30 protein-coding genes and 3 tRNA genes are annotated in these 24,836 nt (G+C 64.8%); 18 read left to right on the top strand and 15 right to left on the bottom strand.

The window, feature by feature from the left end:
- Positions 1 to 34 precede the first annotated feature (34 nt).
- From CLU95_RS07075 to CLU95_RS07065, 3 genes are read left to right on the top strand one after another with little or no spacing between them, the layout of a single operon-like run.
- Entirely contained in the window at positions 35 to 811 is a 777-nt protein-coding gene (locus CLU95_RS07075; RefSeq protein WP_099791715.1) for an SDR family NAD(P)-dependent oxidoreductase, read from the top strand.
- Positions 808 to 1,344, top strand: a complete 537-nt coding sequence (locus CLU95_RS07070; protein ID WP_099791713.1) for a MarR family winged helix-turn-helix transcriptional regulator — start codon at positions 808 to 810, stop codon at positions 1,342 to 1,344. The genes CLU95_RS07075 and CLU95_RS07070 overlap by 4 nt, the downstream gene beginning before the upstream one ends.
- Positions 1,341 to 1,811 (top strand): acyl-CoA thioesterase, encoded by a 471-nt coding sequence (locus tag CLU95_RS07065; RefSeq protein ID WP_099791711.1) that lies wholly within the window; start codon positions 1,341 to 1,343, stop codon positions 1,809 to 1,811. Before CLU95_RS07070 ends, CLU95_RS07065 begins: the two co-directional genes overlap by 4 nt.
- Before the next feature lie 14 nt (positions 1,812 to 1,825).
- On the opposite strand, the gene CLU95_RS07060 is transcribed toward CLU95_RS07065, so the two are convergent.
- Positions 1,826 to 2,242, bottom strand: a complete 417-nt coding sequence (locus CLU95_RS07060; protein WP_099791709.1) for a hypothetical protein — start codon at positions 2,240 to 2,242, stop codon at positions 1,826 to 1,828.
- 3 nt (positions 2,243 to 2,245) lie between these two features.
- Positions 2,246 to 2,575, bottom strand: a complete 330-nt coding sequence (locus CLU95_RS30600; RefSeq protein ID WP_143605972.1) for a hypothetical protein — start codon at positions 2,573 to 2,575, stop codon at positions 2,246 to 2,248.
- Between the two features lie 284 nt (positions 2,576 to 2,859).
- Here CLU95_RS30600 and CLU95_RS07055 point away from each other — a divergent pair.
- The 4 genes from CLU95_RS07055 (at position 2,860) to CLU95_RS07040 (ending at position 4,022) form a co-directional block, all read left to right on the top strand.
- Positions 2,860 to 2,936 (top strand) — tRNA-Pro (locus CLU95_RS07055).
- Positions 2,937 to 3,085: 149 nt separating this feature from the next.
- The gene (locus tag CLU95_RS07050) at positions 3,086 to 3,298 is read left to right on the top strand and encodes a short-chain dehydrogenase (protein ID WP_099791707.1); all 213 of its coding nucleotides are present in this window, start codon (positions 3,086 to 3,088) and stop codon (positions 3,296 to 3,298) included.
- A gap of 43 nt (positions 3,299 to 3,341) precedes the next feature.
- Positions 3,342 to 3,415, top strand: a tRNA-His gene (locus tag CLU95_RS07045).
- A 43-nt stretch (positions 3,416 to 3,458) separates the two neighbouring features.
- A complete protein-coding gene (locus tag CLU95_RS07040) occupies positions 3,459 to 4,022 on the top strand; it encodes an HNH endonuclease (protein WP_099791705.1) in 564 nt (187 codons plus the stop codon).
- Between the two features lie 140 nt (positions 4,023 to 4,162).
- On the opposite strand, the gene CLU95_RS30860 is transcribed toward CLU95_RS07040, so the two are convergent.
- A complete protein-coding gene (locus CLU95_RS30860) occupies positions 4,163 to 4,339 on the bottom strand; it encodes a hypothetical protein (RefSeq protein ID WP_180288561.1) in 177 nt (58 codons plus the stop codon).
- Between the two features lie 109 nt (positions 4,340 to 4,448).
- Here CLU95_RS30860 and CLU95_RS30855 point away from each other — a divergent pair, with 109 nt between their 5' ends.
- Complete coding sequence (locus tag CLU95_RS30855) at positions 4,449 to 4,862, top strand: hypothetical protein (RefSeq protein WP_180288560.1); 414 nt, start codon at positions 4,449 to 4,451, stop codon at positions 4,860 to 4,862.
- 259 nt (positions 4,863 to 5,121) lie between these two features.
- On the top strand, positions 5,122 to 5,412 hold the full coding sequence (locus tag CLU95_RS07030) for a hypothetical protein (RefSeq protein WP_180288559.1): 291 nt from the start codon (positions 5,122 to 5,124) through the stop codon (positions 5,410 to 5,412).
- Between the two features lie 16 nt (positions 5,413 to 5,428).
- Here the strand turns inward: CLU95_RS07030 and CLU95_RS07025 are convergent, their stop codons facing one another.
- Positions 5,429 to 6,172 carry a XamI family restriction endonuclease gene (locus CLU95_RS07025; RefSeq protein ID WP_180288558.1) on the bottom strand — a complete coding sequence of 248 codons (744 nt, stop codon included), beginning with the start codon at positions 6,170 to 6,172 and terminating at the stop codon, positions 5,429 to 5,431.
- 226 nt (positions 6,173 to 6,398) lie between these two features.
- Positions 6,399 to 7,967 carry an Eco57I restriction-modification methylase domain-containing protein gene (locus CLU95_RS30595; RefSeq protein ID WP_143605971.1) on the bottom strand — a complete coding sequence of 523 codons (1,569 nt, stop codon included), beginning with the start codon at positions 7,965 to 7,967 and terminating at the stop codon, positions 6,399 to 6,401.
- A gap of 152 nt (positions 7,968 to 8,119) precedes the next feature.
- Here CLU95_RS30595 and CLU95_RS07020 point away from each other — a divergent pair, with 152 nt between their 5' ends.
- Positions 8,120 to 8,386, top strand: a complete 267-nt coding sequence (locus CLU95_RS07020) for a hypothetical protein (protein WP_143605970.1) — start codon at positions 8,120 to 8,122, stop codon at positions 8,384 to 8,386.
- Positions 8,387 to 8,589: 203 nt separating this feature from the next.
- Positions 8,590 to 8,817, top strand: coding sequence for a hypothetical protein (locus tag CLU95_RS07015; RefSeq protein WP_099791697.1), 228 nt, complete (start codon positions 8,590 to 8,592; stop codon positions 8,815 to 8,817).
- 132 nt (positions 8,818 to 8,949) lie between these two features.
- On the opposite strand, the gene CLU95_RS07010 is transcribed toward CLU95_RS07015, so the two are convergent.
- The 6 genes from CLU95_RS07010 to CLU95_RS06980 form a co-directional block, all read right to left on the bottom strand.
- Positions 8,950 to 9,025 (bottom strand) — tRNA-Thr (locus CLU95_RS07010).
- 25 nt (positions 9,026 to 9,050) lie between these two features.
- Positions 9,051 to 10,064, bottom strand: coding sequence for a class 1 fructose-bisphosphatase (locus tag CLU95_RS07005; RefSeq protein WP_056571748.1), 1,014 nt, complete (start codon positions 10,062 to 10,064; stop codon positions 9,051 to 9,053).
- Between the two features lie 132 nt (positions 10,065 to 10,196).
- The gene (gene pepN / locus CLU95_RS06995; protein ID WP_099791695.1) at positions 10,197 to 12,908 is read right to left on the bottom strand and encodes an aminopeptidase N; all 2,712 of its coding nucleotides are present in this window, start codon (positions 12,906 to 12,908) and stop codon (positions 10,197 to 10,199) included.
- Positions 12,892 to 13,581, bottom strand: coding sequence for an HAD family hydrolase (locus CLU95_RS06990; RefSeq protein ID WP_099791693.1), 690 nt, complete (start codon positions 13,579 to 13,581; stop codon positions 12,892 to 12,894). Before CLU95_RS06990 ends, pepN begins: the two co-directional genes overlap by 17 nt.
- A 3-nt stretch (positions 13,582 to 13,584) precedes the next feature.
- A protein-coding gene (gene prfB, locus CLU95_RS06985; RefSeq protein WP_099791691.1) for a peptide chain release factor 2 occupies positions 13,585 to 14,689 on the bottom strand; the annotation gives its coding sequence in 2 pieces (ribosomal slippage) (positions 13,585 to 14,607 and positions 14,609 to 14,689; 1,104 coding nt in all).
- Positions 14,690 to 15,114: 425 nt separating this feature from the next.
- Positions 15,115 to 15,930, bottom strand: a complete 816-nt coding sequence (locus tag CLU95_RS06980) for a MetQ/NlpA family ABC transporter substrate-binding protein (protein WP_099791689.1) — start codon at positions 15,928 to 15,930, stop codon at positions 15,115 to 15,117.
- A 236-nt stretch (positions 15,931 to 16,166) separates the two neighbouring features.
- Between CLU95_RS06980 and CLU95_RS06975 the strand changes: the two genes are divergently transcribed.
- From CLU95_RS06975 to CLU95_RS06960, 4 genes are read left to right on the top strand one after another with little or no spacing between them, the layout of a single operon-like run.
- Complete coding sequence (locus tag CLU95_RS06975; protein ID WP_099791687.1) at positions 16,167 to 17,036, top strand: methionine ABC transporter ATP-binding protein; 870 nt, start codon at positions 16,167 to 16,169, stop codon at positions 17,034 to 17,036.
- On the top strand, positions 17,029 to 17,691 hold the full coding sequence (locus CLU95_RS06970) for a methionine ABC transporter permease (RefSeq protein ID WP_099791685.1): 663 nt from the start codon (positions 17,029 to 17,031) through the stop codon (positions 17,689 to 17,691). The genes CLU95_RS06975 and CLU95_RS06970 overlap by 8 nt, the downstream gene beginning before the upstream one ends.
- A gap of 40 nt (positions 17,692 to 17,731) precedes the next feature.
- Complete coding sequence (locus tag CLU95_RS06965; protein WP_099791683.1) at positions 17,732 to 18,556, top strand: MetQ/NlpA family ABC transporter substrate-binding protein; 825 nt, start codon at positions 17,732 to 17,734, stop codon at positions 18,554 to 18,556.
- A gap of 29 nt (positions 18,557 to 18,585) precedes the next feature.
- Entirely contained in the window at positions 18,586 to 18,936 is a 351-nt protein-coding gene (locus CLU95_RS06960; protein WP_099791681.1) for a hypothetical protein, read from the top strand.
- Positions 18,937 to 19,115: 179 nt separating this feature from the next.
- Here CLU95_RS06960 and CLU95_RS06955 read toward each other — a convergent pair whose 3' ends face one another.
- The gene (locus CLU95_RS06955) at positions 19,116 to 20,462 is read right to left on the bottom strand and encodes an LLM class flavin-dependent oxidoreductase (protein ID WP_099791679.1); all 1,347 of its coding nucleotides are present in this window, start codon (positions 20,460 to 20,462) and stop codon (positions 19,116 to 19,118) included.
- Between the two features lie 155 nt (positions 20,463 to 20,617).
- Here CLU95_RS06955 and CLU95_RS06950 point away from each other — a divergent pair, with 155 nt between their 5' ends.
- Entirely contained in the window at positions 20,618 to 21,319 is a 702-nt protein-coding gene (locus tag CLU95_RS06950) for an aspartate/glutamate racemase family protein (protein ID WP_099791677.1), read from the top strand.
- Here CLU95_RS06950 and CLU95_RS06945 read toward each other — a convergent pair.
- A complete protein-coding gene (locus CLU95_RS06945) occupies positions 21,316 to 22,242 on the bottom strand; it encodes an alpha/beta fold hydrolase (RefSeq protein WP_099791675.1) in 927 nt (308 codons plus the stop codon). The two genes, CLU95_RS06950 and CLU95_RS06945, sit on opposite strands and share 4 nt — an antisense overlap.
- A gap of 118 nt (positions 22,243 to 22,360) precedes the next feature.
- Here CLU95_RS06945 and CLU95_RS06940 point away from each other — a divergent pair, with 118 nt between their 5' ends.
- Positions 22,361 to 23,422 (top strand): aldo/keto reductase, encoded by a 1,062-nt coding sequence (locus CLU95_RS06940; RefSeq protein WP_099791673.1) that lies wholly within the window; start codon positions 22,361 to 22,363, stop codon positions 23,420 to 23,422.
- 7 nt (positions 23,423 to 23,429) lie between these two features.
- On the opposite strand, the gene CLU95_RS30590 is transcribed toward CLU95_RS06940, so the two are convergent.
- Positions 23,430 to 24,038, bottom strand: a complete 609-nt coding sequence (locus tag CLU95_RS30590; RefSeq protein ID WP_143605969.1) for a hypothetical protein — start codon at positions 24,036 to 24,038, stop codon at positions 23,430 to 23,432.
- Positions 24,002 to 24,187: a hypothetical protein gene (locus CLU95_RS06930; protein WP_099791669.1), complete on the bottom strand. Its 186-nt coding sequence runs from the start codon at positions 24,185 to 24,187 to the stop codon at positions 24,002 to 24,004. The genes CLU95_RS30590 and CLU95_RS06930 overlap by 37 nt, the downstream gene beginning before the upstream one ends.
- Before the next feature lie 88 nt (positions 24,188 to 24,275).
- Here CLU95_RS06930 and CLU95_RS06925 point away from each other — a divergent pair, with 88 nt between their 5' ends.
- Positions 24,276 to 24,770 (top strand): aminoacyl-tRNA deacylase, encoded by a 495-nt coding sequence (locus CLU95_RS06925; RefSeq protein WP_099791667.1) that lies wholly within the window; start codon positions 24,276 to 24,278, stop codon positions 24,768 to 24,770.
- Positions 24,771 to 24,836: the final 66 nt, after the last annotated feature.

Raw genomic sequence — 24,836 nt, 5'->3', positions numbered from 1 at the left:
CGGCTAAAATGATTCAGAACTAAACCATTCAGGTATGCACACAAATTCGCTCACTGGCCGTCATGCCCTCGTCACCGGCGCCGCTCGCGGCATCGGCGCAGAGATCGCCCGCACCCTTGCCGCCCAGGGCGCCAAGCTGACCCTGTTGGGCCGCGATGCGCAGGCCCTGCAGCGCGTGGCCGAGACCCTCGCGGGCAGCGGCCACGGTGTGGTGGCGGCCGACGTGGCCGACCCGCAGGCCGTGCAGTCGGCCTTTGCGCAGGCGCGGGCCGAGCGCGGGGCGGTGACCGTGCTGGTCAACAACGCGGGCGCCGCCGAGAGCGCGCCGTTCCTGAAGACCTCGGTCGAGCTGTGGCAGCGCATGCTGTCGGTCAACCTCACCGGCAGCTTTTTGTGCGCGCAAGCCGCGCTGCCCGACATGCTCGACGCCGGCTGGGGCCGCATCGTCAACATCGCCAGCACGGCAGGGCAGAAGGGCTACGCCTACGTGTCGGCCTACACCGCCGCCAAGCACGGCGTGATCGGCCTCACGCGTTCGCTGGCGCTCGAAGTGGCGCGCAAGGGCATCACCGTGAACGCCGTGTGCCCGGGCTACACCGACACCGACATCCTGCGCAACAGCGTCGCCAACGTGGTCGGCAAGACCGGCCGCAGCGAAGCTGATGCGCTGGCCGAGTTCTCCAGCGTGAACCCGCAAAAGCGCATCGTGCAGCCCGCCGAAGTGGCCGATGCCGTGCGCTGGCTGTGCGGCGACGGTGCCGCGTCGGTCACCGGCCAATCGATCTCCGTTTCCGGAGGAGAAGTCACATGAACCGCAACGATGCCTCGCATGCCGTGCTGAGCGACGCCGAAGAACTCGGCCACGAAGGTCGCGCCGGCCATGAAGACCACGCCATGCTCAAGCTGTGGCTGCGCATGCTCGCGAGCACCACGCAGATCGAGGCCGAGATACGGCGCCGGCTGCGCGAGCGCTTCGGCATCTCGCTGGCGCGCTTCGACTACATGGCCCAGCTGTACCGCTACAAAGACGGCCTGAAGATGCGCGTGCTGTCGCGCTACCTGATGGTGACCGGCGGCAACGTCACCGGCCTGACCGACGAGCTCGAACGCGAAGGCGTGGTGGCGCGCGCCCCCAGTCCCGACGACCGTCGCGCCTGGATCGTGAGCCTCACGCCCACCGGCCGCACCGCCTTCGAAGCGATGGCCACCGAGCACGAGCAGTGGATTCTCGAGATGTTCTCGGGCCTGGACATGAAGACCGTCAAGCAGATGCACAGCCAGCTCGGCCTGCTGCGCGTGCACGTGATGCGCGGCGACGGCGCGGGCGAGGAAGCGCGCGCATGAGCGGCGGGGGCGGTGGTGGTGTGGAGTTCCAGCGCCCGCGCCTGATCCGCTTTTCTGACTGCGACCCGGCGGGCATCGTCTTCTATCCGCAGTACTTCGTGATGCTCAACGGCCTGGTCGAAGACTGGGTGAGCGACGGGCTCGGCGTGGGCTACCACGCACTCATCGGCGAGCGCCGCGTCGGCCTGCCGACCGTGAAGCTCGACGCCGACTTTCGCGCCGTGAGCCGCATGGGCGACCGCGTGATGCTCGGCCTCTCGGTCGCGCAGCTGGGCTCGCGCTCGATCACGCTTGCGTTGCGTTGCTTCGAGCCCACCTCGGGCGAGGTGCGCATGCAGGTGCGGCAGGTGCTGGTGACGACCTCGCTCGACACCCACCGCGCCATCGCCGTGCCGGACGACATGCGTGCGGCCATCGTGCGCGATGCACCGGCGCTGGCTGCTGCCGAGCCCGCTGGCAAGGCCTGAAGGCCTGAGCAAGGCTAGGGCGCCGGCGCAGGGCCGGTGGCAGGCTCGAGCGCCTTCTTCTCCTGCGCGTGCTTCTTCAGCCAGCCGCTGAGTTCCCGCTTGCCCTTCGCATTGGCCTGTTGCCACGCTTCACGCGCAGCGGCCACGAAGCGTTCTTCTGCCGCATCGGGCGGTGCTTCTGAAGGCGGTGTGTTGTCTTCGTCGAGCCAACCGGCGGCCACGTCGCAGTGCCGTTCGATCTGCCGTGCGAGCTTGTCGCCGATGGGCCGCGCACTCTTGATCTGGCTCCACATGCTCGGAGAGATTTCGATCTTGCGTGCAAAGGCCTGGTCGAGCCCCTTGGCGGGCAGGCCCGCCGCGACGGCGTCCTCGAGAAAGCGGCGATGCAGCACAAGCGCATTGCGGCGGCGCGCGACGGTGGTATGGGGCACTGTTCAAAAACAACAACAAGACAAGAAAAGATTGTCCCGGTTGTTGACGTCGCCGTAAACACTCTTTACAGTTGCCTCCAATTCACGGCACCAGCCGTCCCTTTTTTCCAACCCCTTACAGCCGACAGCGGCAATTTTTGACCAGGAACCATCGTGAACACCGCACTGACTCTCACCAGCATTCGACCCGCCTCGGGCCGACCGCTCGTGCGCGTCGGGTTCTGCCATGGTTTCGACATGCCGTCGCCCCTGTCGTTGTCTTCGCATCTGAACACCGCGTACGCCACCCAAGCCGCAGCCCGTCTGCGCGTGGGTGGTCAGTTCGAGGCTCATCAGGTGCCCCCGGGTGGAGGTCGCGCGTAGGCGCGCATCTCTCAAGCTCTCTCGCAAAGAGGCCCGGACACCGCAAGGTTCCGGGCCTTTTTGTTTTGCCGCTTTCCATTTCGGGTGTGCCTTCACCCCACCGCCAGAAATTGCCGCGTCGACGGTCTGGCGGGATGTGCATGAGTTGATCACTCCTGTGCAGCGACGTTTGACGGGGCCGCGCCCAGCGCGCGGCCCGTCGCGTGAGGACACAACCGAAATGGAAGCGCGGGCAGGCTTCTTTTGTTTTTCTTCCGTGTGTGGCGCAGCCTGGTAGCGCATCTGGTTTGGGACCAGAGGGTCGCAGGTTCAACTCCTGCCGCACGGACCACGGACCACACCCGAGCGGGACCGGGCCATGCCAACGCGTGGCCCTCCCGCGGAAACCGGCCGCAAAGATTGGGCGGCGCCGGAACCCGTCACCGGACATTTTTTCAAGTCGTTGTTTTTACTTTTCTGTCACTGACCAAGGAGGCCCTCATGCGCAAGCGCAACACACCGATCCGGATGATCGCCGTGCACCCGTCACCGCTGCCGCGCAGGCACATGGTGTGGTCGCTGGCCCAGCGCTTCGGCGTGGGGCTCGGGCCGCGTGCCATCGCGTACCGCGCGTCGGCATTGCCAGACGGCACCGAGGCGCAACCCGACAGCCTCGACCTCGACCAGCGCGTGCGCGCGTCGGGCGAGTGGTAGCAGGCCGGCGTCTTTCGTTCTAGTTTTCTTTTTCTTTTCAATGGTGCGTGTAGCTCAATGGCAGAGCCGCGGGTTGTGGTCCCGCTGACAACGGTTCGATTCCGTTCGTGCACCCCATCCGTTCACCACCAACCATCGCCGCGAAGGGAGGCGATTCATCATGCACTCTCACGTCCTGCAACTCGACATTCAGGGCACGCCGCAAGCCTGGATCTCGCTGGAGCAGGCGGTGTTGCACTACGCCACCGGCAACGTCGCCTGGGAAGACGGCGCGCTGCCGCTGGCCACGCTGCGCGGCGGTTTCAACGTGGCGCGCGGTGTGCAGTCGCGCATCGAAGTCGCGCCCATCATCGCGCTGCGCGGCGCGTCGAAGATCAACCTCTTCGACGTCGTGCCCGGCGTGACCAAGGCCAAGCTGCTGCGCCGCGACCGCCACACCTGCGCCTACTGCGCACAGGTGTTCGCCGACCGCGACCTGCAGTGCGAACACGTCATGCCCGAGTCGCGCGGCGGCCCGTGGAGCTGGACCAACCTCGTCAGCGCCTGCGCCGTCTGCAACAACCGCAAGGCCGCGCGCACGCCCGAAGAAGCGGGCATGCCGCTGGTCTACCTGCCGTACGTGCCGAGCCGCTTCGAGAACTTCCTGCTCGAAGGCCGCAACATCCGCGCGGACGTTCACGAATGGCTGGCCAAGCGCCTGCCGCGTGGCTCGCGGCTGCAGTAGCGTCATGCGCACAAAGAGAAAAGCCCGCTGCCCGTTGGATCAACGGACAGCGGGCTTTGCCTTGTGCGGCTCGCGGTGCGCGAGTGATGCGTGTGTGGGTAAAGAATGAAGACGGGAGCGGCTTGCTTGTTTGCTTGTGTTCAGCGCCCCGCGCCGAAGAAGCTGTAGGCCACTGCGGTGGCTGCTGCGAGCCCACCGATCAAGATGAAGAGCACCTTCGTCGTACGGCGAGGGCCGCGCCGTGAACGGACCCAATGCTCCGGCCCGATCAGATCGATCGGAACCGTGGGTTTGCCTATGTCGGATGCCTTTTCCATGCCAAGAAATATAGCGCAGGCGCCAAGGCAAGAAGTTACAACGGCTTTTTGGCCCATTCGCACCGTGGCTGCTTGCCGACACCCGGCAGAAACGTGTGAAATATTCCCCATGAACCAACAGATCATTCTCGAGAGCCTGGTCCGCGCCCTGGAGAGCTGGGTCCGCAACGCCTCCGCGGCCGAGCTGTGGCGCGTGCACCGCGAGGGCGGCCTGGGCGCATCGATCCGCACCGAAGGCGAGAGCGTCGTGCACGTGCGCATCGCCCTCGACGGCCCGCCCGATGCGCTGTCGAGCATCGGCAAGACCGACGGCCGCCTGCCCATGACCGAAGCGTTCAGAGGCACCGCCGGCGAAGCAGGGTGGGGCACCCCGCCACCGCAAGGCAGCGCCGAGCGCGAGCAGTGGTTTCTGTCGAGCGACGTGGCGCAAGAGCAGGCGCGGCAGTACCTGCTGGCGGAGGTGGCGGCGCGGCGGGATGCGTTGGTGCGGCGGGTGGAGGCGTGGGAGGCGGGGGCGGGTTGAGGCCGGTGCGCGGGCCGTGGGACGATCGCCCTTGCTTGCGCCACCACAAAGTCGACGCGAGTCCTCATTTGTTCACCGTGCGAGGCTTCCGCTGACGCGCTTCTCTCCCTACATTTGAACGACCGCCGCGCCTCACGGCGGGTCATCGATGCACACCGCAACGATGTCGATGTGAGGCACAAAAGGCGACGGCCAGGGTGCGCTAACACCCTGACCGTCTAACCAAACAACGTGCATTACCTTGCAAGGAGCACATCAAGTGGCTGATCAAATTATCGCCGGGCAAACAACGCCCACATCCCACGACGCGAACCACCAGCCGGACGCGTCAGACATCCTTGAGAACAAGCTGACCCAATTGCGATCTCTGCTGAGCTGCTGCTACGGGGAAGAGGGTGAGTGGTTCGAAGCGGTCGGGGCGAGGCATCGAGACAACATCATGTGGATTGCTGCGGACTTAGCCAGCGATGCGGCGCGGCTACTTCAGCAAGTGGTGGTGGACGCATCAGTCGATCCATGTATCAAAGAAGATTCTTTGAACTTTCGCTGATCTGCCGGCGCAGTCACTATCTGCGGCTGTTCGGAGTCGCCGTCGTCAGAAAGTCGGCGAGCGACTCCATGCTGTGCCACCAGAAAATGAAAACGTCCTGTTCTTGTGCTGAGGCGACGTTTGCTGGCTTAAACACTCCGCGAAGTGCGGCGGATGCCACGACACTGGATTTTCCAAACTCTTGGTGCCAGTCGCGAGCATCCACTACGACTTCTTTGTTGAGGCGCTTAAATCCGTTGACTTCGGAGTTTGAGGCTTTGCATTCCAAAGCGAGGACGCGACCATCTTTCAGTCGAATAACAAAGTCGGCGTTATGGCCACCAAAGGGGCACTGGCGCATGAATGAGCCAGGGTCTGGGAAGTGCGCGATCTGCTTGATTCCACCTGGACGTCTTTTGACCTCAACATAGTCAGCGGCAATCAAGATTTCCTTCACCTTGCCTTCGAGTGCCTTGCTCTCGTCGCCACGACGTCCGGCTTGGACGGCACTGATTGCTGTGACTACTGTGGTTGCCAGCTTGGCTGCAGCGATTTCTTCGTCTGTGGCTTCCCGTGCTTCGATGACCCAGGGAAAGCGTTTGGGGTCTAGGCAAGCCCGAATTAGCTCGGACAATTTGTTCGCCAACTCTTGGTTTTGTCGGATGGCAGTCTTGTTGAGGGATGCATCGAGAAGTGTCTCAAGGTCGTCCACCGAAATAGGCACAGCAGCGAGGCTCCGCAACGCAGCGTATTGCTCCTTGTTCGCGACGATGCCGGCCATGAGTTCGCAGTCAGCCGGAACTGTCACGAGGGTGCTCAGGGCACTCACGATGACGTCCGCCGCAGCTTTGGCCGTAGGAAACTTTCCTTCGTAATCTGCTAGAGGCTCTTCCAACCGCCGACGCCGGAACTCGGCACGCGCCGTAGTTGTATCAACGGCGATCTGTGCCGCGGTCCATTCCGTTGGGAGTGCTGGTTGAATGCTTGTAGTTGCCATCGGATCGTAGTTATGAAGCGAGCTCCACGGGCACAAGAATGCGCATTGCTTCCGAGGGCTCGAATTTGGTGAGGCCACCCGCGTACACGCGGCCGTCCTCCTGAGTAACGTTCTCATTCAGCCAAGCAACCAGTTTTTGCAACTGTCTTTCGGAGAACTGCTGCAAAGGATATAGCCCGTGCGCGACGTTGATGAGCTGCGCACCCGCCTTGTTCATTGCGAACACGGGTGGACGTCGTCCCATGTAAGTCATCACGACCGGTGCTGGCTCCTTTGTGCTAACTGACCACCATGGATTGCGGTGCTTGGCAGTGTAGGTTTCGTGTGCCCCTAGTCTGCGTGCCCAATCCAAAAAGCGTTCGACTGAAGCTTTTTCAAGCGAGGCGAGAGAGCTTAGATCCCGAGGGAGGCAGATCAAACGTCGAAGTGACTGAGCGTCGTTGATGACATGCTTGCTGGTCTTCGTGATGTCGGTTGAGTCGGTAATGGCCGGTATGAGAAAGCGAGACGGCAGCTTCGGCGTGTCAGCGCCTTCAACCCAAACGCGGTTCAAGCCCGTGACCTGCCCCCGCGACACTCGAAACATCTCACCTAGTTCCATGAAACCCGCGGGCTTCTCGGCTCGGCCGCCCTTCACTAGGAAAGACCACTTTGGCTCGACCTTGGCTGCTGCGATTTCGATCGCATTCCCACTAGAGAGTTTGCGCAACTGAGCTTCAGTAGATACCTCGGCAAAGTGCAGACTCGATCGTGCAGAGCCCGGTGCGAAACAAGTGATCGCCGCCGAGACCATCGCGTCGCCAAAGACCTGGACAGTGGGGTCGACGACAAACACGTCCCGACCACCAAGGCCATTCGTTAGCAGTTGACGTAGGGCCTGCCCATACTTGACGTCAAGCCATTCAGCGGCTGTCACATAGCACCCTAAATCACCTTTGGATGACAACTCCAATGTCTTCAAGAAGAAGTGCAGGTGCAGGCCTGCAAGCTGACTACCTTCATGGCCGAAGCGCTTTAGCGTTTTGGAATACCAGTCTTTCCACTCGGCCCCAATGCCGTGGTGGCGAACATAAGGAGGATTGCCGATCCATAGTGTCACGCCATCAATTTGAGGCAGAGTCAGCGAGCGAAAATCGGCAACTACCACCTTGGCGCGTTTAGTGAAACCGGCGGCAGCTAGATTAGCTCTAAGAATAAACGCGACCAGGGGATCCATTTCAACGGCGATTGCCTTCGCGTCAGGAAATGCACGCAGGCCCGCCAGCGTATAGCGGCCCGACCCAGCTCCAGGATCAACTAGGCGCGCAATAGTTTTGCGCTGCCGTTTGACCCAGGCAAGCATGCCTGCGACGACGTGGTCGGGGGTGAATGTTTGGCCACGATCACGCCGTTGTGCGGGGCTATTGATCGCGCAGTACGCATCACCCAGCGGGTCTCGCCCTTCGTTGATCGCCGCTCGAACATCGTCAATCAGGTCACTGTCCCGACTAGTTGTCACATCTGATAGGGCAGAACTCTCGACATCACTCAGGCGAGCTGAGCCGACCAGTGCCTTGGCCACTCCGAGGAGTGTTGGCATGTCAACTAGTCTTGCCACTAGTACTTCGGCGGTATCGGATATGAGGATTTGATTCATCGGTAGAAGTAGCTGCAGGAGTTTATGCGAGCCTAGGTGTTGGACACGATTTGGTATCATTTGTGGAAATTTGATAAATCAAATATGAGTTTTTGATGAACCATTCTTCCATGTTTGATACACGCCTGCTTCGGCAACTGCTTCACACAGGCAAGGCGCCTGGGTTGATCGCTCGGGGCGTGCCGGGCGGCTTTGTGCTGGTGATGCGGGAGGGGTTAGACGAGCAACTGCTCGAGGCGCAACGCGGCCATGCGCGAAGGTTTCGGCGGCTCGAGGCTGTGGCGTCTTATCTAAAGGGGCTCGGAGCAAGGGGCTTCGAAGTCGAGCTTGAGCAGTGGGCCCAGCAGTCACTCGATGTTTGAAAGGGTCGAGCGTGCTTTCGAGTTGCACGTCTCTCGTTCGATGCTTTTTAGCGTCGCGAAGTCCGAATCGGTAGAGGAGCCGAACTCCCATGAATGAGTGAGGACAGGGTTAATACTTCAATCGGTTGCGAGAGAAGTAAGTCATATTGAGGCTGTGCATCTTGCGATGCCCGATCGATCCTGAAATCAATTTGGAGAGACAAATGGAAATTTATAAGAACCTCGGCGGTGATTCCGGCGTGACGCGCTATGAGGTTGGGGCGACTGAAATAAAGGTTGGATTCCGCGACGGTTCCCTGTACCTCTACAACCACTTACGCCCGGGCCTTGCTACGGTCGAGAAAATGAAAGCGCTCGCAGTCGCCGGAAGCGGGCTAAATAGTTTCATTAGTCGCAGCGTCCGAAAGAACTTCGCAGCAAAACTGGCCTGACTCTTCCGCAAACGCGCGTTGCCGCGGGAAGAGGCGGTATCGAAGCCCGTTGTTGAGCAGCCCGCCAGCCACGGAAACGCCGAAAAAAGTAAAAAAGCCCGTCACCTTTCGATGACGGGCTTTTTCTTTTTTTGGTGCCGGAGAGATGAATCGAACACCCGACCTTCTCATTACGAATGAGCTGCTCTACCGACTGAGCTACACCGGCGAAGCCTCAGATTATAGCCAAGAAATCAAGGCTTCTCGGCGTGGTACTGCGTCAAACGCTCCACTTCGTGACGCGAACCCAACATCACGCTCACGCGCTCGTGCAGTTTGGTGGGCTTCAGGTCGAGGATGCGCTGCTTGCCGTTGGTGGCTGCGCCGCCGGCCTGCTCGACGAGCCAGCTCATGGGGTTGGCCTCGTACATCAGGCGCAGCTTGCCGGCCTTTTCGGGCTCGCGCTTGTCCCACGGGTACATGAACACGCCGCCGCGCATCAGGATGCGGTGCACGTCGGCCACCATGCTGGCAATCCAGCGCATGTTGAAGTCTTTGCCGCGCGGGCCTTCCTTGCCGGCCAGGCATTCGTCGATGTAGCGCTTCACGGGCTCGTCCCAGTGGCGCATGTTGCTCATGTTGATGGCAAATTCTTTCGTGTCGGCCGGAATCTGGATGTCTTCCTGCGTGAGCACGAAGCTGCCTTGCTCGCGGTCGAGCGTGAACATGGCCACGCCGTTGCCCACGGTGAGCACCAGGGTGGTCTGCGGGCCGTAGATGCAGTAGCCGGCAGCCACTTGCTGGGTGCCGGGCTGCAGAAAGTCGGCTTCCTGCACGCCGGGGGTGTCGTCGGGCTTCTTCAGCACGCTGAAGATGGTGCCGATGCTCACGTTGACGTCGATGTTGCTGCTGCCGTCGAGCGGATCGAACATCAACAGGTATTCGCCCTGTGGGTAGCGGTTGGGCACCACGTGGATGGTTTCCATCTCTTCGCTGGCCATGGCCGCGAGGTGGCCGCCCCATTCGTTGGCTTCAATGAGCACTTCGTTGGCGATGATGTCCAGCTTCTTCTGAATTTCGCCCTGCACGTTCTCGCTCTCGGCGGTGCCGAGCACGCCACCCAGCGCGCCCTTGTTGACGGCCTGGCTGATGCTCTTGCAGGCGCGGGCGACCACTTCGAGCAACAGGCGCAGCTGGCCGGGAATGAGGCCGTCGGCGCGTTGCTGCTCGACGAGGTAGCGGGTGAAGGAGATTTTTTGCTGTGCCATGGGATCTGTCCTATCCAAATGAGAGGGTCTGTTCGTGGAGCACCGCGGAACCGGCTTTGCCGGGCCGCTGGTGTTGCCCCCGGTGAGGGGGTTGGAGAAGCGACACGAAGTGCGCGAAGCCTGGGGGAGAGCTCAATTACCGGCAAGGGCGCGGGTGACGACTTCGTGGGTGTCCTTGCTCAGGTCGGGCTTGGCGGCCACGCGGGCAATGGCTTCGCGTGCGGCGCTGCGGTACGGCTCGGCCAGCTTGCTCCAGCGGTCGAGCGCGCGTGCGAGGCGGGCGGCCACCTGGGGGTTGATGGCGTCGAGCTCGATCACGCGCTCGCTCCAGAACACGTAGCCGGCCGCGTCGGCGCGGTGGAAGGCGCCGGGGTTGCCGCTGCAGTAGCTGAAGATCACGCTGCGCGCGCGGTTGGGGTTCTTCAACGAGAAGTCGGGGTGCTTCATGAGCTGCTTCACCAGCGGCAGGATGTCGCCGCCGCGGTCGCTGGCGCCGGCCTGCAGCGAGAACCACTTGTCGATGACCAGCGCCTCGTCCTTGAACATGGCGTGGAAGCGCGCGAGCGCCTGCGCCGCCAGGGTGTGGCCCGACGACACGAGGGCGTTGAGCGCGTTGAAGCGGTCGGTCATGTTGCCCGCATCTTTGAAGCGCTGCAGGGTCTTGCCCGGCCACACGGTGTCGCCGGAGGCGCGCGCCGCCAGGCACAGAAAGTTGAGCGCCATGCCGGCCAGCGCGCGGCGGCCCGACGAGGTCGGGTCGGGCGTGTAGGCGCCGGTGTCGTGGTTGGCTTCGTACACCTGCTCCCAGTCGGCAAAGAGGGCGGTGGCGAGCTGGGCGCGCATGGCTTCGCGCACGAGGTGCACGCGCTGCGGATCGACCACGTCGAGCTGTTCGGCGATGTAGGTTTCCGACGGCAGCGTGAGCACCAGTTCCTTGAAGGCGGCGTCGAGCTGCGGGTGGCGCAGCACGCTGCGCATGGCGTCGAGGTAGGCGTCGTTCAGCACCGGCGTGGTGTCGGTGGCGTTGGCCGCAATGGCTTGCAGCGCGGCGCGCAGGCCCAGGCGCTGGCCGGCCTCCCAGCGGTTGAACGGGTCGGGGTCGTTGGCCAGCAGGGTGAGCAGCTGGGCGTCGGTGTACGCAAAGTCGAGGATCACGGGCGCGCTGAAGCCGCGCAAGATCGACGGCACGGGCTCGGCGTCCAGGCCCACGAAGGTGATCTGCTCGCCGGCGCGCGACAGCACGATGGTGCGGGTGCCGCGTGCCACGTCGCTTTCGCCCTCGAGCTGCATGGGCAGCTCGCGGCCGGTGGCGGCGTCGAGCAGGCCGATGTTCAGCGGAATGACGAAGGGTTCCTTGGTCTGCTGGCCCGGCGTGGGCGGGCAGCTTTGCACCACGCTCAGGGTGTAGCTGCGGTTCTGCGCGTCGTACACGCCGTGCGCGGCCAGGCGGGGTGTGCCGGCCTGGCTGTACCAGCGCTTGAACTGGGGCAGCAGGCGGGCCAGTTCCGAATCGGGGTTGGCGTCGGCAATGGCCTGGGCGAAGTCGTCGCAGGTCACGGCCTGGCCGTCGTGGCGCTCGAAGTACAGGGTGATGCCCTTTTCGAAGCCCTGGCGGCCGACCAGCGTCTGCATCATGCGAACGACCTCGGCACCCTTTTCATAAATGGTGACGGTGTAGAAGTTGCTGATCTCGATGTAGCTGTCGGGCCGCACCGGGTGGGCCATGGGGCCGGCGTCTTCGGGGAATTGGGCGGTGCGCAGCACGCGCACGTCTTCGATGCGCTTCACGGCGCGGGCCGAAGCGTCGGCGCACAGGTCCTGGCTGAACTCCTGGTCGCGGAAGACGGTGAGGCCTTCTTTCAGCGAGAGCTGGAACCAGTCGCGGCAGGTCACGCGGTCGCCGCTCCAGTTGTGGAAGTACTCATGGCCGACCACGCTTTCGATGTTGCTGTAGTCGGCGTCGGTGGCGGTGGCCTGGTTGGCCAGAACGTACTTCGTGTTGAAGATGTTCAGGCCCTTGTTCTCCATGGCGCCCATGTTGAAGTCGCTGGTGGCCACGATCATGAAGCGGTCGAGGTCCAGCGGCAGGCCGAAGCGGGCTTCGTCCCAGAGCACGGAGTTGACGAGCGAGTTCATGGCGTGCTCGGTCTTGTCGAGGTCGCCGGCGCGCACGTACACCTGCAGCAGATGTTCCTTGCCGTTGCGTGCCTTGATGCGCTGCTCGCGCGCCACGAGCTTGCCCGCCACCAGGGCAAACAGGTAGCTGGGTTTCTTGAAGGGGTCGACCCACTTGGCGAAGTGGCGGCCCTCGGGCAGCTCGCCCTGGTCGACGAGGTTGCCGTTCGACAGCAGCACCGGGTAGGCGGCCTTGCTGGCGCGCAGCGTGACGGTGTACATCGCCATCACGTCGGGACGGTCGAGAAAATAGGTGATGCGGCGGAAGCCCTCGGCCTCGCACTGAGTGAAGAAGGTGTCTTCGCTCACGAACAGGCCCATCAGCTTGGTGTTCTTGATGGGGCAGCAGGTGGTGAAGATTTCGAGCTCGAAGGCCCCTTCTTCCGCGGACGGCAGGCCGTCCAGGACGAGCTGGTCGCCTTCCATGCGGAACGAGGCGCCCTGGCCGTTCACGAGCACGCGCGCCAGGTTGAGCTCGTCGCCATCCAGGCGCAGCGGCTGGGCCGGCACCTCGGGGTTGCGGCGCAGCTGCATGCGGTTGAGCACGCGGGTCTTGGCGGGGTCGAGGTCGAAGGTCAGGTCGACGGTGTCGATCCAGAACGCCGGCGCGGCATAGTCTTCGCGTCGGATGGCAATGGGTTGCCCTTGGGCGTCACGCTGAAGCAGCATCGAGGGTCTCCAGAAAATTCGAATGGGCCAGTTCGTTGTAGTCGCGAACGGCGGCGATCACATGGGGGCCGGCCAGCTCGGCGGCCGTATGGGTGCTGCACACGGCCACGGCGCGCATGCCGCCGCGGCGGGCCGCTTCGATGCCGAAGGGCGCGTCTTCAAAGACGATGCAGCGCTCGGGCGCCACGCCGATGCGGCGCGCGGCTTCCAGAAAGATCGCGGGCGTGGGCTTGCCCGAAAAGCCTTCGTCGCCACCGACGATGGCCAGCGGCAGCGGGTCCATCTTCAGGCGCGACATGGCGAACGCGATGTTGTGCCTGTCGCCGGCCGTGCCCACCGCCACCTTCAGGCCGCGTGCAACCGCGGCCTGTGCGAAGGCGGTGAAGCCCGCCACTTCGGTGAAGTTGTCGTGAAAGAGCTCGCGGTAGATCTCTTCCTTCTCGTGCACCATGGCCTGGCACTCGGCATCGGAGAGCGCGCGCTCGAACAGCTCGCGCATGCTCTCGGTGCCGGTGCGGCCCGTGGTGCGCGCGAGGATCTCGCTCACGTCGAGCTTCACGCCGTGGCGCTCCGCGAACGTCACCCACGACCGCGCATGCCAGGGCATGGAGTCGATCATGGTGCCGTCCATGTCGAAGATCAGGGCTTCGACCCTGCCGGTGTTCAGGCTCATCGATCAGACGCCTTGCTTGAGCGACGCTTCAATGAACACGTCGAGGTCGCCGTCGAGCACCTTCTGCGTGGCCGAGACTTCGACGTTGGTGCGCAGGTCCTTGATGCGGCTGTTGTCCAGCACGTAGCTGCGGATCTGGTGGCCCCAGCCCACGTCGGTCTTGCTGTCCTCGAGCTTTTGCTGCTCTTCCTGGCGCTTGCGCATCTCGTGGTCGTACAGGCGCGAACGCAGGCGCTTCCACGCCACGTCGCGGTTGCTGTGCTGGCTGCGGCCGTCCTGGCACTGCACCACGATGCCGGTCGGAATGTGCGTGAGGCGCACGGCCGAGTCGGTCTTGTTGATGTGCTGGCCGCCGGCGCCCGAGGCGCGGAAGGTGTCGGTGCGCACGTCCGAAGGGTTGATGTCGATTTCGATCGAATCGTCGATTTCGGGGTACACGAAGATCGAGGCGAAGCTGGTGTGGCGACCGCCCGACGAGTCGAACGGCGACTTGCGTACCAGGCGGTGCACGCCGGTCTCGGTGCGCAGCAGGCCGAAGGCGTAGTCGCCCTCGACCTTGATGGTCGCGCCCTTGATGCCGGCGGTGTCGCCGGGCGTTTCGTCTTCGATCTGCGTCTTGAAGCCCTTGCGCTCGGCGTACTTCAGGTACTGGCGCAGCAGCATGCTGGCCCAGTCGCAGGCCTCGGTGCCACCGGCGCCGGCCTGGATGTCGACAAAGGCGTTCAGCGGGTCGGCCGGGTTGTTGAACATCCGGCGGAATTCGAGCTGTTTGATGTCGGCTTCAAGCGTGGCGGCGTCATCGGCAATGGCCTGCAGGCCATCCATGTCGCCGTCGGCCTTCGACATTTCGAAGAGCTCGGTGTTGTCCGACAGCCCGTTGGTGAGCCGGTCGAGCGTGACGACCACGTCGTCGAGCGACTTCTTCTCTTTGCCCAGTTCCTGGGCCTTCTTCGGGTCGTTCCAGACGTTCGGGTCTTCGAGCGATGCGTTGACTGTCCTCAGTCGTTCAGCTTTGGCATCGTAGTCAAAGATACCTCCGTAAATCGACCGTACGGACGCTCAGGTCCGCGAGCATTGCGTCGATTTGGTTGATCTGTTCTGCGTCCATGGGGTGTCCTGACTGTGTGAGGTTGGTGTTCGGGGGAACCCGTCATTTTCTCACGCTCGGACCACCCGCCCCGCAGAGTCCCTGGATTGCTCCTTCCCCCTCTGGGGGAAGGTTGGGATGGGGGCGGGCAGGGCGCCCCTTGCGAGCGCCGCTTGCCCCCACCCCGGCCCTCCCCCGGGAGGGGAGGGGGGAAGGCAGAGCCAGAGCTGCTGCGAGGCTGGTCCCGCCTACTGTGTGCCGGTATGAATGCCGGTTGAGATTCCGCCTGCACTGGATTGAAAGGCTTTCTGAATCAATGAGTTGCCGGGATGGCTTGCACGATGAGTTTCCGGTTTCAGTTCCGGTTATTTGTGAGTCGGTCAGCAGCAAAAAGGCCCCAGGTGCGCGACGCACACCGGGGGCCAGAGGGGCAATCTACCTGTCGATCAAAACGCCGGAATCAGCGACCCCTTGAACTGCGTCTCGATGAAGCTGCGCACCTCCGGCGACTGGTAGGCCGCCACGAGGCGCTTGGCCCAGGGCTTGTCCTTGTCGGCGCGGCGCACGGCGATCAGATTGGCGTAGGGGCTCTGGGCCGATTCCTTGATGACGGCGTCTTTGCCGAACGACAGGCCGGCCTTCTCGGCGTAGTCGTTGTTGATGGCCGAAATGGCCAGGTCGTCGAGCGAGCGCGGCAGCTGGGCGGCGTCCAGCGACACCAGCTTGAGCTTCTTGGGGTTGGTCACCACGTCCAGCGGCGTGGCGTTGTTGTTCTTCACGGCTTCGGGCTTGAGGGTGATGAGCTTGGCCTGTTGCAGCAGCAGCAGGGCGCGGTTGCCGTTCGACGGGTCGTTCTGGATGCCGACCGAGGCGCCGTCGGCCAGCTGGTCGATCGACTTGAGCTTGCGCGAGTAGAAGCCCAGCGGCGCGGTGATGGTCAGGCCCACGGGCACGAGGTCGAAGCCGCGCGCCTTGATCTGGTTGTCCAGGAAGGGCTGGTGCTGGAAGGCGTTGGCGTCGAGGTCGCCGGCGGCCAGCGCCGCGTTGGGCAATTGGTAGTCGTTGAACACCACGACCTGGACGGTCAGGCCGTCCTTGGCGGCGACCTTCTTGACCACCTCGAACACCTGCTCGGCGCTGCCGACGGAAATGCCGACCTTGACGGTGTTCTTGTTGTCCTGTGCGAAGGCGGCGTTGCCCGCGAAAAGTGCGGTGGCCAGGGTGGCGAGCACGAGGCTGCGGCGGCGGAAAGTGGAATGCATGGTGGCGCGAAATCGAAAGAAATGAAGGCGCCGAATGTGGCATTGCCACCGCGGATCGGGAACGAACCAATCCTCATATCGATATGGCATCCACTCGGCTTATGTGGTCTTTCTTATCTGATTTTCCATATAAGCACCAGCCGATTTGTTCGTTCCCTTTCGCTCTCTTTCTTTACATACTCGGCACCTTTTTGCGAACCTGCGCGATCGCGCCCTTGCGGCCCGCGCCTTCTTTCATGACCTTCCCTTCGCCTGATGCGGCACGCGGCAACGCGGCGCCGGTCATCCGTCTTCAATCGGTGCAGAAGTCGTTTGCCTTGCCCAGCGGCGAGGTGTTCGATGCCGTGCAATCGCTGTCGCTCGGCATCCAGCAGGGCGACGTGTTCGGCTTGATCGGCAAGAGCGGTGCCGGCAAGTCGACGCTGCTGCGCCTCATCAACCTGCTCGAGCGGCCCGATGCGGGCCAGGTGTTCGTCGGCGGGCGCGACCTCACGACGCTCTCGCGCCGCGAGCTGCGCGACACGCGCCAGAACATCGGCATGATCTTTCAGCAGTTCAACCTGCTGCAGAACGCCACGGTGTTCGACAACGTGGCCTTTCCGCTGAAGATCCACGGCCGCCACTCCAAGGCCGAGATCAACGAGCGGGTGCGCGAGTGCCTCGACCTCGTCGGCCTGGCCGAAAAGATCGACACCTACCCGGCGCAGCTCTCGGGCGGCCAGAAGCAGCGCGTGGCCATTGCGCGCGCGCTGGCGTCGCGTCCGCAGGTGCTGCTGTGCGACGAGCCCACCTCGGCGCTCGACACCGAAACCACCCGCGCGCTGCTCGAAACGCTGCGCGACATCAACCAGAAGATCGGCGTGACCATCGTGATCGTCACGCACGAGCTTTCGGTGGTCGAGGTGCTGTGCCGCAACGTGGCCATCCTCGAAAAGGGCCGCCTCATCGAGCAGTTCGCCGTCGATGCACCGAGCGAAGAGCGCAAGACCGCGCTGGGCCGCGAGATCGACGAACTGGTGCGTCGCCGCGAACGCGAAGCGCGCGAACCCGTGGCGCCGCGCGTGGCGACCGCACAGCGCAACGCGCAGGAGCTGGCCTATGTTTGAGAACATCACCCCCATCCTTCCCGAGCTGTGGACGGCCACGGGCCAGACCTTTTTGATGCTGGCCATCGGCCTGTCGGCGGCGGTGCTCATCGGCGGGCCGCTGGGCATCCTGCTGTTCCTGCTGGGGCCGGGGCAGTCGCTCGAAAACAAGCCGGCGTTCCTGATCCTCAACTGGATCGTGAACACGGTGCGTTCCTTCCCGTTCATCATCCTGCTGGTGGCGCTGGTGCCGTTCACGCGGGTGATCGCCGGTACCTCCATCGGGCCGCTGGCGGCCGCGGTGCCGCTGTCGTTCGCGGCCATTCCGTACTTTGCGCGGCTGGTCGACCAGTGCCTGCGCGAGGTGCCGCGCGGCGTGATCGAGGCGGCCCACGCCATGGGCGCCTCGGAGCTGCAGATCGTCTGGCGCGTGCTGGTGGTCGAGGCGCGCTCGGGCCTGGTGCTCGCGCTCACCGTGCTGGCCGTGAGCTTTCTGTCGTATTCGGCGATTGCCGGTGTGGTGGGCGGCGGCGGCATCGGCGACCTGGCGATCCGCTACGGCTACTACCGCTTCCAGACCGACGTGATGGTGCTCACCGTGGCGCTGCTCGTGGTGCTGGTGCAGATCCTGCAGTTCGTGGGCAACACCACGGCGCGCCGGCTCGACAAGCGTTGATTTCCCTTTCCTTTTTGTTCTCTTTCTCTCTGTTCACTCCATGAAAACCGCACTGCTGCGCCGTTCCGTCCTCGCCGTTTCCCTCGTCGCGCTGTCGCTCGGGGGCCTCTCGCTGTCGGCGCAGGCGCAAGACGCCAAGAAGAACCTCGTGATCGGCGGCACCGCTGGCTCGAACGCCGACCAGCTCAAGGCCGGCATCATTCCGATCCTCGAGAAGAAGGGCTACAAGGTGAAGCTGGTCGAGTTCAACGACTACGTGCAGCCCAACCTCGCGCTGGCCCAGGGCTCGCTCGACGCCAACTTCTTCCAGCATCGGGTCTACCTGCAGAAGTTCTCGGCCGACCAGAAGCTGGACCTCGCCGAACTGGTGCAGGGTCCGATCGCACCCATGGGCGTGTACTCGACCAAGCGCAAGACGCTGGCCGACGTGAAAGAGGGCGACCGCGTGACGCTGCCGAACGACCCGAGCAACCTGGCGCGCGCGCTGGTGCTGTTGGAGCAGAACAAGCTGGTCACGATCAAGGCTGGCATCGACCCGCTGCGCGCGTCGGAGAAGGACGTGGCCGAGAACCCGAAGAAGCTGAAGTTCATTCCGCTCGAGGCCGCACAGCTGCCGCGTTCGCTGGGGGACACCGAGTACGCCATCGTCAACGGCAACTTCGCGATCTCGTCGGGCCTGAAGCTCACCGAGGCCGTGGTGCTCGAGAAGACGCCCGACTACTACCTGAATGTGGTCGCCGTGAAGAGCGCCGACAAGAACGCCGCCTGGGCCAAGGACATCGCCGACGCCTACCGCTCGAAGGAATTCAAGGCGGTGGTCGACAGCAAGTTCCAGGGCTACGCCAAGCCCAGCTTCCTGCAGTAACCCATCACGCTTCAGCGAAGGACGCACTCATGCCCGTGCTGGCCGTATTCGATGCGCAAGCAAATTGGCGCGACACGCATGTGTGCGATGGATGGATCACCGAGCATCTGGCGCGCCATGGCGTGCGCTGGGGGCGCGGCGATGCCGAAGGCCAACGCGCGCTCGACAGTGCGGGGCTGTTCTATCTGCCGACGGCGGAGGGGTATCTTGGGTTGTTGGTCGAAGGGGGCGAGTGGGTTTCCATTCCCTCCGACACGCCACATTTCTTCGATGCTGGCGAGGCGGAGTCGCTGGACGGATTGCCTGCCGCATTGCCGCTGTTCGAGGCCTTCGTCGAAGAAGTGCTGTCCCTGACGGGCAACGACGCCGACGACGCGTAGAGCGGGATCAGTCGCTGCAAGTTCGACACGGCGCGGCATGCGCCGTGTTGCTCCTTCCCCTTCCGGGGGAAGGCTGGGATGGGGGCTCCCGGCGCCTGCAAAAGCCGTGCATGCGCGAAGGCCGCGTGCTCCCACCCCGCCCCTCCCCCGGAAGGGGAGGGAGAAATACCGCAACGCCTTCAGGCCGCGAGCCGCTGCGCCGCCCGTCCTGCAGGCCGCGCCAGCCCCAGGTGGTCGCGCAACGTGCGTCCCTCATATTCAGTGCGAAAGATCCCCCGCTTCTGCAGGATCGGCACCACGCCCTCCACAAAATCCTGCAGCCCATGCGGCAGCGCATCCGGCATCAGGTTGAACCCATCCGCTGCACCGCCCTTGAACCAGCGCTCGATGTCATCGGCGATCTGTTCGGGCGTGCCCACGATCACGCGGTGTCCGCCGCCGCCCGCGAGTTCGCGGATCAGCTGGCGCACCGTGTAGCCGTGCGTGCGACCGGCCGCGACCACGGCGTTGAAAAAAGTGTGGTTGCCGTTCCCATTGCCGGGCAACGGCAGGTCGTCGGGCAGGCGCTCGTCGAGCTTGAGGCGGTCGGGCGTGATGCCCAGCGTGCCGGCCAGGCGCGTGAGGCTGTAGTCCCACGGGATCAGATCGACCAGCGCATCGCGGCGGCGGCGCGCTTGCGCTTCCGTGGCGCCGACGATGGTGGTGAGGCCGGCGAGCACCTTCACCGCATCGGGGCCGCGGCCCAGTTCGGCCGCGCGGGTCTTCAGCGCACGTGCGTAGGCCTGCGATTCTTCAAAGGATTGCGAGGCCGAGAACACGGCTTCGGCGTGGCGCGATGCGAGCTCGCGCCCATCCGCCGAAGCGCCGGCCTGTACCAGCACCGGGTGGCCCTGCGGCGGGCGTGGCAGATTCAGCGGGCCTTGCACGGCGAAGTGCTCGCCGCGGTGCGCGAGGGCGTGCACCTTGGCGGGGTCGATGAAGCGGCCGGCCGCCTTGTCGCCGATGAAGGCGTCGTCTTCCCAGCTGTCCCACAGCGCCTTGACGAGGTCGGCAAACTCCGAGGCGCGGGCGTAGCGCTTGGCATGGTCGGGCGTGGTGTCGAGGCCGAAGTTGCGTGCCGAGGGCAGGTCGGCCGTGGTCACCATGTTCCAGCCGGCGCGGCCGGCGCTCACGTGGTCGAGCGTGGCGAAGCGGCGCGCGAGGTTGTAGGGCTCGTTGTAGCTGGTGGAGGCCGTGGCGATCAGGCCGATGTGCGTGGTCGCGGCGGCCACGCAGGCCAGCAGGATGGTGGGCTCCAGCGCGGTGATCGGACGGAAATGGATCTGGTCGACGATGGCGGCGTTGTCGGCCAGGAACACGGCGTCGAGCTTGGCGGCCTCGGCGATCTGCGCGGTACGGATGTAGTGCTGGATGTCGGCGAACGCCCACGGGTCGCTCTCCGGCAGCCGCCAGGCCGAAGGCACGAAGCCCGAATGCAGGATGTTGACGTTGAGGTGCAGCTGCCTGCGCGGTGCGCTGCTGCTCATGAGGGCGCGCGAGAGAAAAGACGCATGAGACGACTCCGGAGAACGGCGAGGAGTCGGGCACTCTAGGACGCACGCCGCGCCGCGCGAACGAAGATTTGCGCGCTTGCATATCCGCACGCCGGATAACCCGCGCCGGCTTTTGTAGGATGCGGCGCATGACCCTGCACATCGGAATCGTCGGCTGCTCCGCCGAAGGCGCGGCCCTTTGCTACAAGACCATCTGCATCGAGGGCGCGGCGCTGCTCGGCCCCCACGCGCACCCCGAGGTGTCGATGCACACGCCCTCGCTCGCGGAGTACACGCACTGTCTGGACGCGGGCGACCTGGCGGGCGTGGGCGCGCTGATGCTCGGCTCCGCGCACAAGCTCGCCGCGGCGGGCGCGGACTTTCTGATCTGCCCCGACAACACCATCCACCAGGCCTTCGACCACATGGCACCGCGTTCGCCGAGGCCCTGGCTGCACATCGCCGAAGTGGTGGCCGACGAGGCCGTGCGGCGGGGCTTTCGTCGCATCGGCATCACGGGCACGCACTGGCTGACCGACAGCGAGGTGTATCCTGAGAAGCTCTCGGCGCGGGGCCTTGAATACGTCCGCCCCACCATCGACGAGCGCGCCGAGATCGGCCGGATCATCATGGACGAGCTGGTCTGCGGCATCTTCAAGCCCGAGGCCGTGGCGACCTTCCAGCGCGTGATGCAGCGCCTGAGGGACGAGGAGGGCTGCGACGCGGTCGTGCTCGGCTGCACCGAGATTCCGCTGATCATGAGCGATGCGAATTCGCCGCTGCCGACGCTCGATTCGACGCGGCTGCTGGCGCGCGCGGCACTGCGCCGCGCCACGCAGAAGTCAAACTAGGCCAGGAAGTCTTCGATCAGCTGCGCCACGCGCTGCGGCTGGTCGTGGTGCAGCATGTGGCCCGCGTCGTCGAGTTGCTCGATGCGCACCGAGGGCACGGACTTCAGCCGCTCGTGGAATTCGGCGAGCGTGTAGCGCGCCTTCCACCAGCCGTGCAGGCTGTCGTCCGAGGCTTCGACCATCAGCGTCGGCGCGGTGATGCGGGCATAGAGCGCCAGCGTCTCGTCGACGCGGAAGATGTTGGCGTTGATGATCTTGTGCGCCGCCTCGCCGAGGATCTGCCAGCGCGCGCTGCCGTCGGCCTGGGCCTGCGGCGCCGACCAGTGGCTGGCCAGCCAGTCGGCCTTGTCTTGCGTGAGGCGCGGGTTGGTCTTCATGAGGCGACGTGCCACGCCGTCCACCGCCGAATAGCCCGCCAGCGCCTTCTCGCCGCGGTGCAGGCCCTTGAGCTCGTCGATCCACTGGCCGTAGCGCGCGGGTGCCTCGTCGGGCTGGCGCGCGGGCATGCCGAAGCCTTCGAGGTTGACGAGGCGGCGGATGCGCGCGGGGCGCACGCCCGCATAGTGCATTGCGACGTTGCCGCCCATGCTGTGGCCGACGAGGTCGACGGGGCGCGCATCGTCGCCTTCGCCGGCGTAGTGGTCGAGCAGCCATTCGAGGTCGGCCAGGTAGTCGGGCAGCCAGTAGTTGTCGACGCCGCCGCCATCGGTGAGGCCGAAGCCGCGCCAGTCGGGGGCGATGATGAAGCGGTCGTCCTTCAGCGCATCGACCACGAACTGCCAGGAGGCCGCCACGTCCATCCAGCCATGCACCAGCACCAGCGGCGGGCGCTCGCTCGACGGTTGGCCCCAGAGGCGGACGTGGTAGTTCAGGTTGCGCACGGGCACGAATTCGCTGCGCGAGGGGCGGAGGGCTTGGTACATATGGCGGTCGATGATACGGAGAGGCCACGCCGTGCGCAGTCCGCCACAGGACAGGGCGACGCTCGGTTTCTCGGGGGCGGGTCAGCGCGTGCCGCGCGGGCGCGCTAGCATTCCGCGCATGAAAAAGATTCCACTCGGTCAGAGCGACCTCCTCGTCACCCCGATCTGCCTCGGCACCATGACTTTCGGCGAGCAGGTCGATGAGCCCACCGCCCACGCCGTCCTACGCCGTTCGCTCGAACGCGGCGTCGATTTCATCGACACCGCCGAGATGTACGCGGTGCCGGCCAGCAAGGAAACCTGCGGCGCGACCGAAACCATCATCGGCAACTGGTTTGCCGCCAACCCCGGCACGCGCCAGAAGATCACGCTGGCGACCAAGGTGGCCGGCCCCTCGCGCGGCATGCCGTGGGTGCGCGAAGGCACGGGCATGACGGCCGCCGACATCGAGGCCTCGTGCCACGGCAGCCTGCGCCGCCTGCAGACCGACGTGATCGACCTGTACCAGATCCACTGGCCCGAGCGCCACGTGCCGGTGTTCGGCAACATCCACTACAACCCCGAGAAGGAAACCTCGCAGACGCCGATCCACGAGCAGCTCGAAGCGCTGGGCAAGCTGGTGAAGGCAGGCAAGGTGCGCACCATCGGTTTGTCGAACGAGACGCCCTACGGCGTGCACGAGTTCGTGCGGCTGGCCGAGCAGCACGGGCTGCCGCGCGTGGTGGCGGTGCAGAACGTCTACAACCTGGTGAGCCGTGCGCACGAGAACGCGCTCGACGAAACCATGCACCGGCTCGGCGTGTCGCTGCTGGCGTACTCGCCGCTGGCCTTCGGCCTGCTGACGGGCAAGTACGACCAGAGCGGCATCGAGGGCCCCGACGCGCCCAAGGGCGCGCGCATCTCGAGCTACGAGTCGGTGCGCAAGCAGCGCTGGGGCAAGCCCGACGCGCTGCGCGCAGCCAAGCGCTACAACCAGCTTGCACGCGACCACGGCCTGAGCCCCACGCAGCTCGCGCTGGCCTTCTGCTACACCAAGTGGCAGGTGGCGAGCACCATCATTGGCGTGACCTCGGTGGCGCAGCTCGACGAAGACCTGGACGCCTACGGCACCACGCTGTCGGCCGAGGTGCTGGCCGAGATCGACAAGATCCGCCTGGACATCCGCGACCCCGCGGCCTGAGGCCGGCTCAACGGCCGCATTCGCCCTTCGCGGCGGCCAGCGCCAGCGCGGGCAGGCTCAGCAAGCCCATCTGGCTGCCTTTGAACTGGCCCCGCAGGCAGTCGCCGTGCGCCGCGCCGGCGACGCGGGCGGCCAGTGGCGTGTCGAAGGCGGAAGGCACGGAGCCGCGCAAATCCTGCGTGGCCTGATCGGCGAAAGAACGCTGGCGCGTCTCGTCGCGCAGGGCGCGGCGGATGGCTTCGGAATTCAATCGCAGTGGTGGTGGGCTGACGGGTGAAGGGGCGATCGCTTCGGCTGGGACGGCCGGTGCCTCGATGGGGGTGTCACGCGCGGGTGCGGGTGCCCTTGTCTGGCGTGGCGCAGGGCGTGAGGCGGTAGTTGTCGCGACGCGAGGCGCCACCTGCGGCGTCGCAGGCCGCGTCGGTGCGATGCTTTCCAGAAACGTCACGGTGATCGGCTGCGCGGGGCGTGCTGGCGTCGTCGGGTGCGGCCGGCTGGCGGTGGCCAGCAGCCACAGCACGGCGACATGCAGCGCCGCCACCGCAAGCACCACGGTCGGCAGGGCGGGGCGCGGCATCATCAGGGCGACGGCGGCAACGAGGCGTCTGGCCGCCATTCGAACAGGTCGAGCCAGGAACGGTCGAAGCCCGGGAACAGCAGCACCGGCTGCAGCAGGAGCAGCGCGGCGCCCGCGAGGACCCGTGCGTGGACGGCACGGGCGTGCCGTGGCAGGCGAAGCGAGGGAGTGGCTGGCGTATGCTGCATGTCCGGGCCTGCATTCAATCAATGTAAGACGGCCAAAGCTTATCGAGAAACACCAGAATTCAGCCGAGCATCGACCTTCTCTTCAGGAATGGCTAAGAAAAGCGCCCACACCTCCGAGACGCCCGCGACGCAGCTGCTGCGCGCGCACAAGATGGCCTTCACCGAGCACCCGTACGAGTACCTGGAACACGGCGGCGCGCAGCACAGCGCGCAGGTGCTGGGCTTCGACCCGTTCACCGTGGTCAAGACGCTGGTGATGCAGGACCAGGACGCCAAGCCGTTGATCGTGCTGATGCACGGCAACCGCACGGTGTCGACCAAGAACCTCGCGCGGCAGATCGGCGCCAAGTCGGTCGAGCCCTGCAAGCCCGAGGTGGCGCAGCGCCACAGCGGCTACATGGTGGGCGGCACTTCGCCGTTCGGCACGCGGCGCGAGATGCCGGTCTACATCGAATCGACCATCCTCGAGATGCCGAAGATCGCGATCAACGGCGGTCGGCGCGGCTACCTCATCGGCATCGATCCGCAGGTGTGCGTGACGCTGCTGGGCGCCCAGCCCGTGCAATGCGCGCTGGCAGAATAGCCGGCGTTTGCTTTTTCCCGCCGGGCATGCTGCCGGCGGCGCACAACAACAATCCGTTTCCCGGAG

Origin of the sequence: Variovorax sp. 54 (assembly GCF_002754375.1) — a bacterium.
Lineage (GTDB): Bacteria > Pseudomonadota > Gammaproteobacteria > Burkholderiales > Burkholderiaceae_C > Variovorax.
Note: the sequence above shows the minus strand (reverse complement) of the source record. Positions and strands in the feature narration are given on the sequence as shown.

Excerpts from the sequence above, each read along its gene's own strand:
- CLU95_RS07075 (WP_099791715.1), top strand. The coding sequence starts at position 35 with ATGCACACAAATTCGCTCACTGGCCGTCATGCCCTCGTCACCGGCGCC.
- CLU95_RS07070 (WP_099791713.1), top strand. The coding sequence starts at position 808 with ATGAACCGCAACGATGCCTCGCATGCCGTGCTGAGCGACGCCGAAGAA.
- CLU95_RS07065 (WP_099791711.1), top strand. The coding sequence starts at position 1,341 with ATGAGCGGCGGGGGCGGTGGTGGTGTGGAGTTCCAGCGCCCGCGCCTG.
- CLU95_RS30600 (WP_143605972.1), bottom strand. The coding sequence starts at position 2,575 with ATGAGCCTCGAACTGACCACCCACGCGCAGACGGGCTGCGGCTTGGGT.
- CLU95_RS07050 (WP_099791707.1), top strand. The coding sequence starts at position 3,086 with ATGCGCAAGCGCAACACACCGATCCGGATGATCGCCGTGCACCCGTCA.
- CLU95_RS07040 (WP_099791705.1), top strand. The coding sequence starts at position 3,459 with ATGCACTCTCACGTCCTGCAACTCGACATTCAGGGCACGCCGCAAGCC.
- CLU95_RS30860 (WP_180288561.1), bottom strand. The coding sequence starts at position 4,339 with ATGGAAAAGGCATCCGACATAGGCAAACCCACGGTTCCGATCGATCTG.
- CLU95_RS30855 (WP_180288560.1), top strand. The coding sequence starts at position 4,449 with ATGAACCAACAGATCATTCTCGAGAGCCTGGTCCGCGCCCTGGAGAGC.
- CLU95_RS07025 (WP_180288558.1), bottom strand. The coding sequence starts at position 6,172 with ATGGCCGGCATCGTCGCGAACAAGGAGCAATACGCTGCGTTGCGGAGC.
- CLU95_RS30595 (WP_143605971.1), bottom strand. The coding sequence starts at position 7,967 with ATGCCAACACTCCTCGGAGTGGCCAAGGCACTGGTCGGCTCAGCTCGC.
- CLU95_RS07020 (WP_143605970.1), top strand. The coding sequence starts at position 8,120 with ATGAACCATTCTTCCATGTTTGATACACGCCTGCTTCGGCAACTGCTT.
- CLU95_RS07015 (WP_099791697.1), top strand. The coding sequence starts at position 8,590 with ATGGAAATTTATAAGAACCTCGGCGGTGATTCCGGCGTGACGCGCTAT.
- CLU95_RS07005 (WP_056571748.1), bottom strand. The coding sequence starts at position 10,064 with ATGGCACAGCAAAAAATCTCCTTCACCCGCTACCTCGTCGAGCAGCAA.
- pepN (WP_099791695.1), bottom strand. The coding sequence starts at position 12,908 with ATGCTGCTTCAGCGTGACGCCCAAGGGCAACCCATTGCCATCCGACGC.
- CLU95_RS06990 (WP_099791693.1), bottom strand. The coding sequence starts at position 13,581 with ATGAGCCTGAACACCGGCAGGGTCGAAGCCCTGATCTTCGACATGGAC.
- CLU95_RS06980 (WP_099791689.1), bottom strand. The coding sequence starts at position 15,930 with ATGCATTCCACTTTCCGCCGCCGCAGCCTCGTGCTCGCCACCCTGGCC.
- CLU95_RS06975 (WP_099791687.1), top strand. The coding sequence starts at position 16,167 with ATGACCTTCCCTTCGCCTGATGCGGCACGCGGCAACGCGGCGCCGGTC.
- CLU95_RS06970 (WP_099791685.1), top strand. The coding sequence starts at position 17,029 with ATGTTTGAGAACATCACCCCCATCCTTCCCGAGCTGTGGACGGCCACG.
- CLU95_RS06965 (WP_099791683.1), top strand. The coding sequence starts at position 17,732 with ATGAAAACCGCACTGCTGCGCCGTTCCGTCCTCGCCGTTTCCCTCGTC.
- CLU95_RS06960 (WP_099791681.1), top strand. The coding sequence starts at position 18,586 with ATGCCCGTGCTGGCCGTATTCGATGCGCAAGCAAATTGGCGCGACACG.
- CLU95_RS06955 (WP_099791679.1), bottom strand. The coding sequence starts at position 20,462 with ATGAGCAGCAGCGCACCGCGCAGGCAGCTGCACCTCAACGTCAACATC.
- CLU95_RS06950 (WP_099791677.1), top strand. The coding sequence starts at position 20,618 with ATGACCCTGCACATCGGAATCGTCGGCTGCTCCGCCGAAGGCGCGGCC.
- CLU95_RS06945 (WP_099791675.1), bottom strand. The coding sequence starts at position 22,242 with ATGTACCAAGCCCTCCGCCCCTCGCGCAGCGAATTCGTGCCCGTGCGC.
- CLU95_RS06940 (WP_099791673.1), top strand. The coding sequence starts at position 22,361 with ATGAAAAAGATTCCACTCGGTCAGAGCGACCTCCTCGTCACCCCGATC.
- CLU95_RS30590 (WP_143605969.1), bottom strand. The coding sequence starts at position 24,038 with ATGGCGGCCAGACGCCTCGTTGCCGCCGTCGCCCTGATGATGCCGCGC.
- CLU95_RS06930 (WP_099791669.1), bottom strand. The coding sequence starts at position 24,187 with ATGCAGCATACGCCAGCCACTCCCTCGCTTCGCCTGCCACGGCACGCC.
- CLU95_RS06925 (WP_099791667.1), top strand. The coding sequence starts at position 24,276 with ATGGCTAAGAAAAGCGCCCACACCTCCGAGACGCCCGCGACGCAGCTG.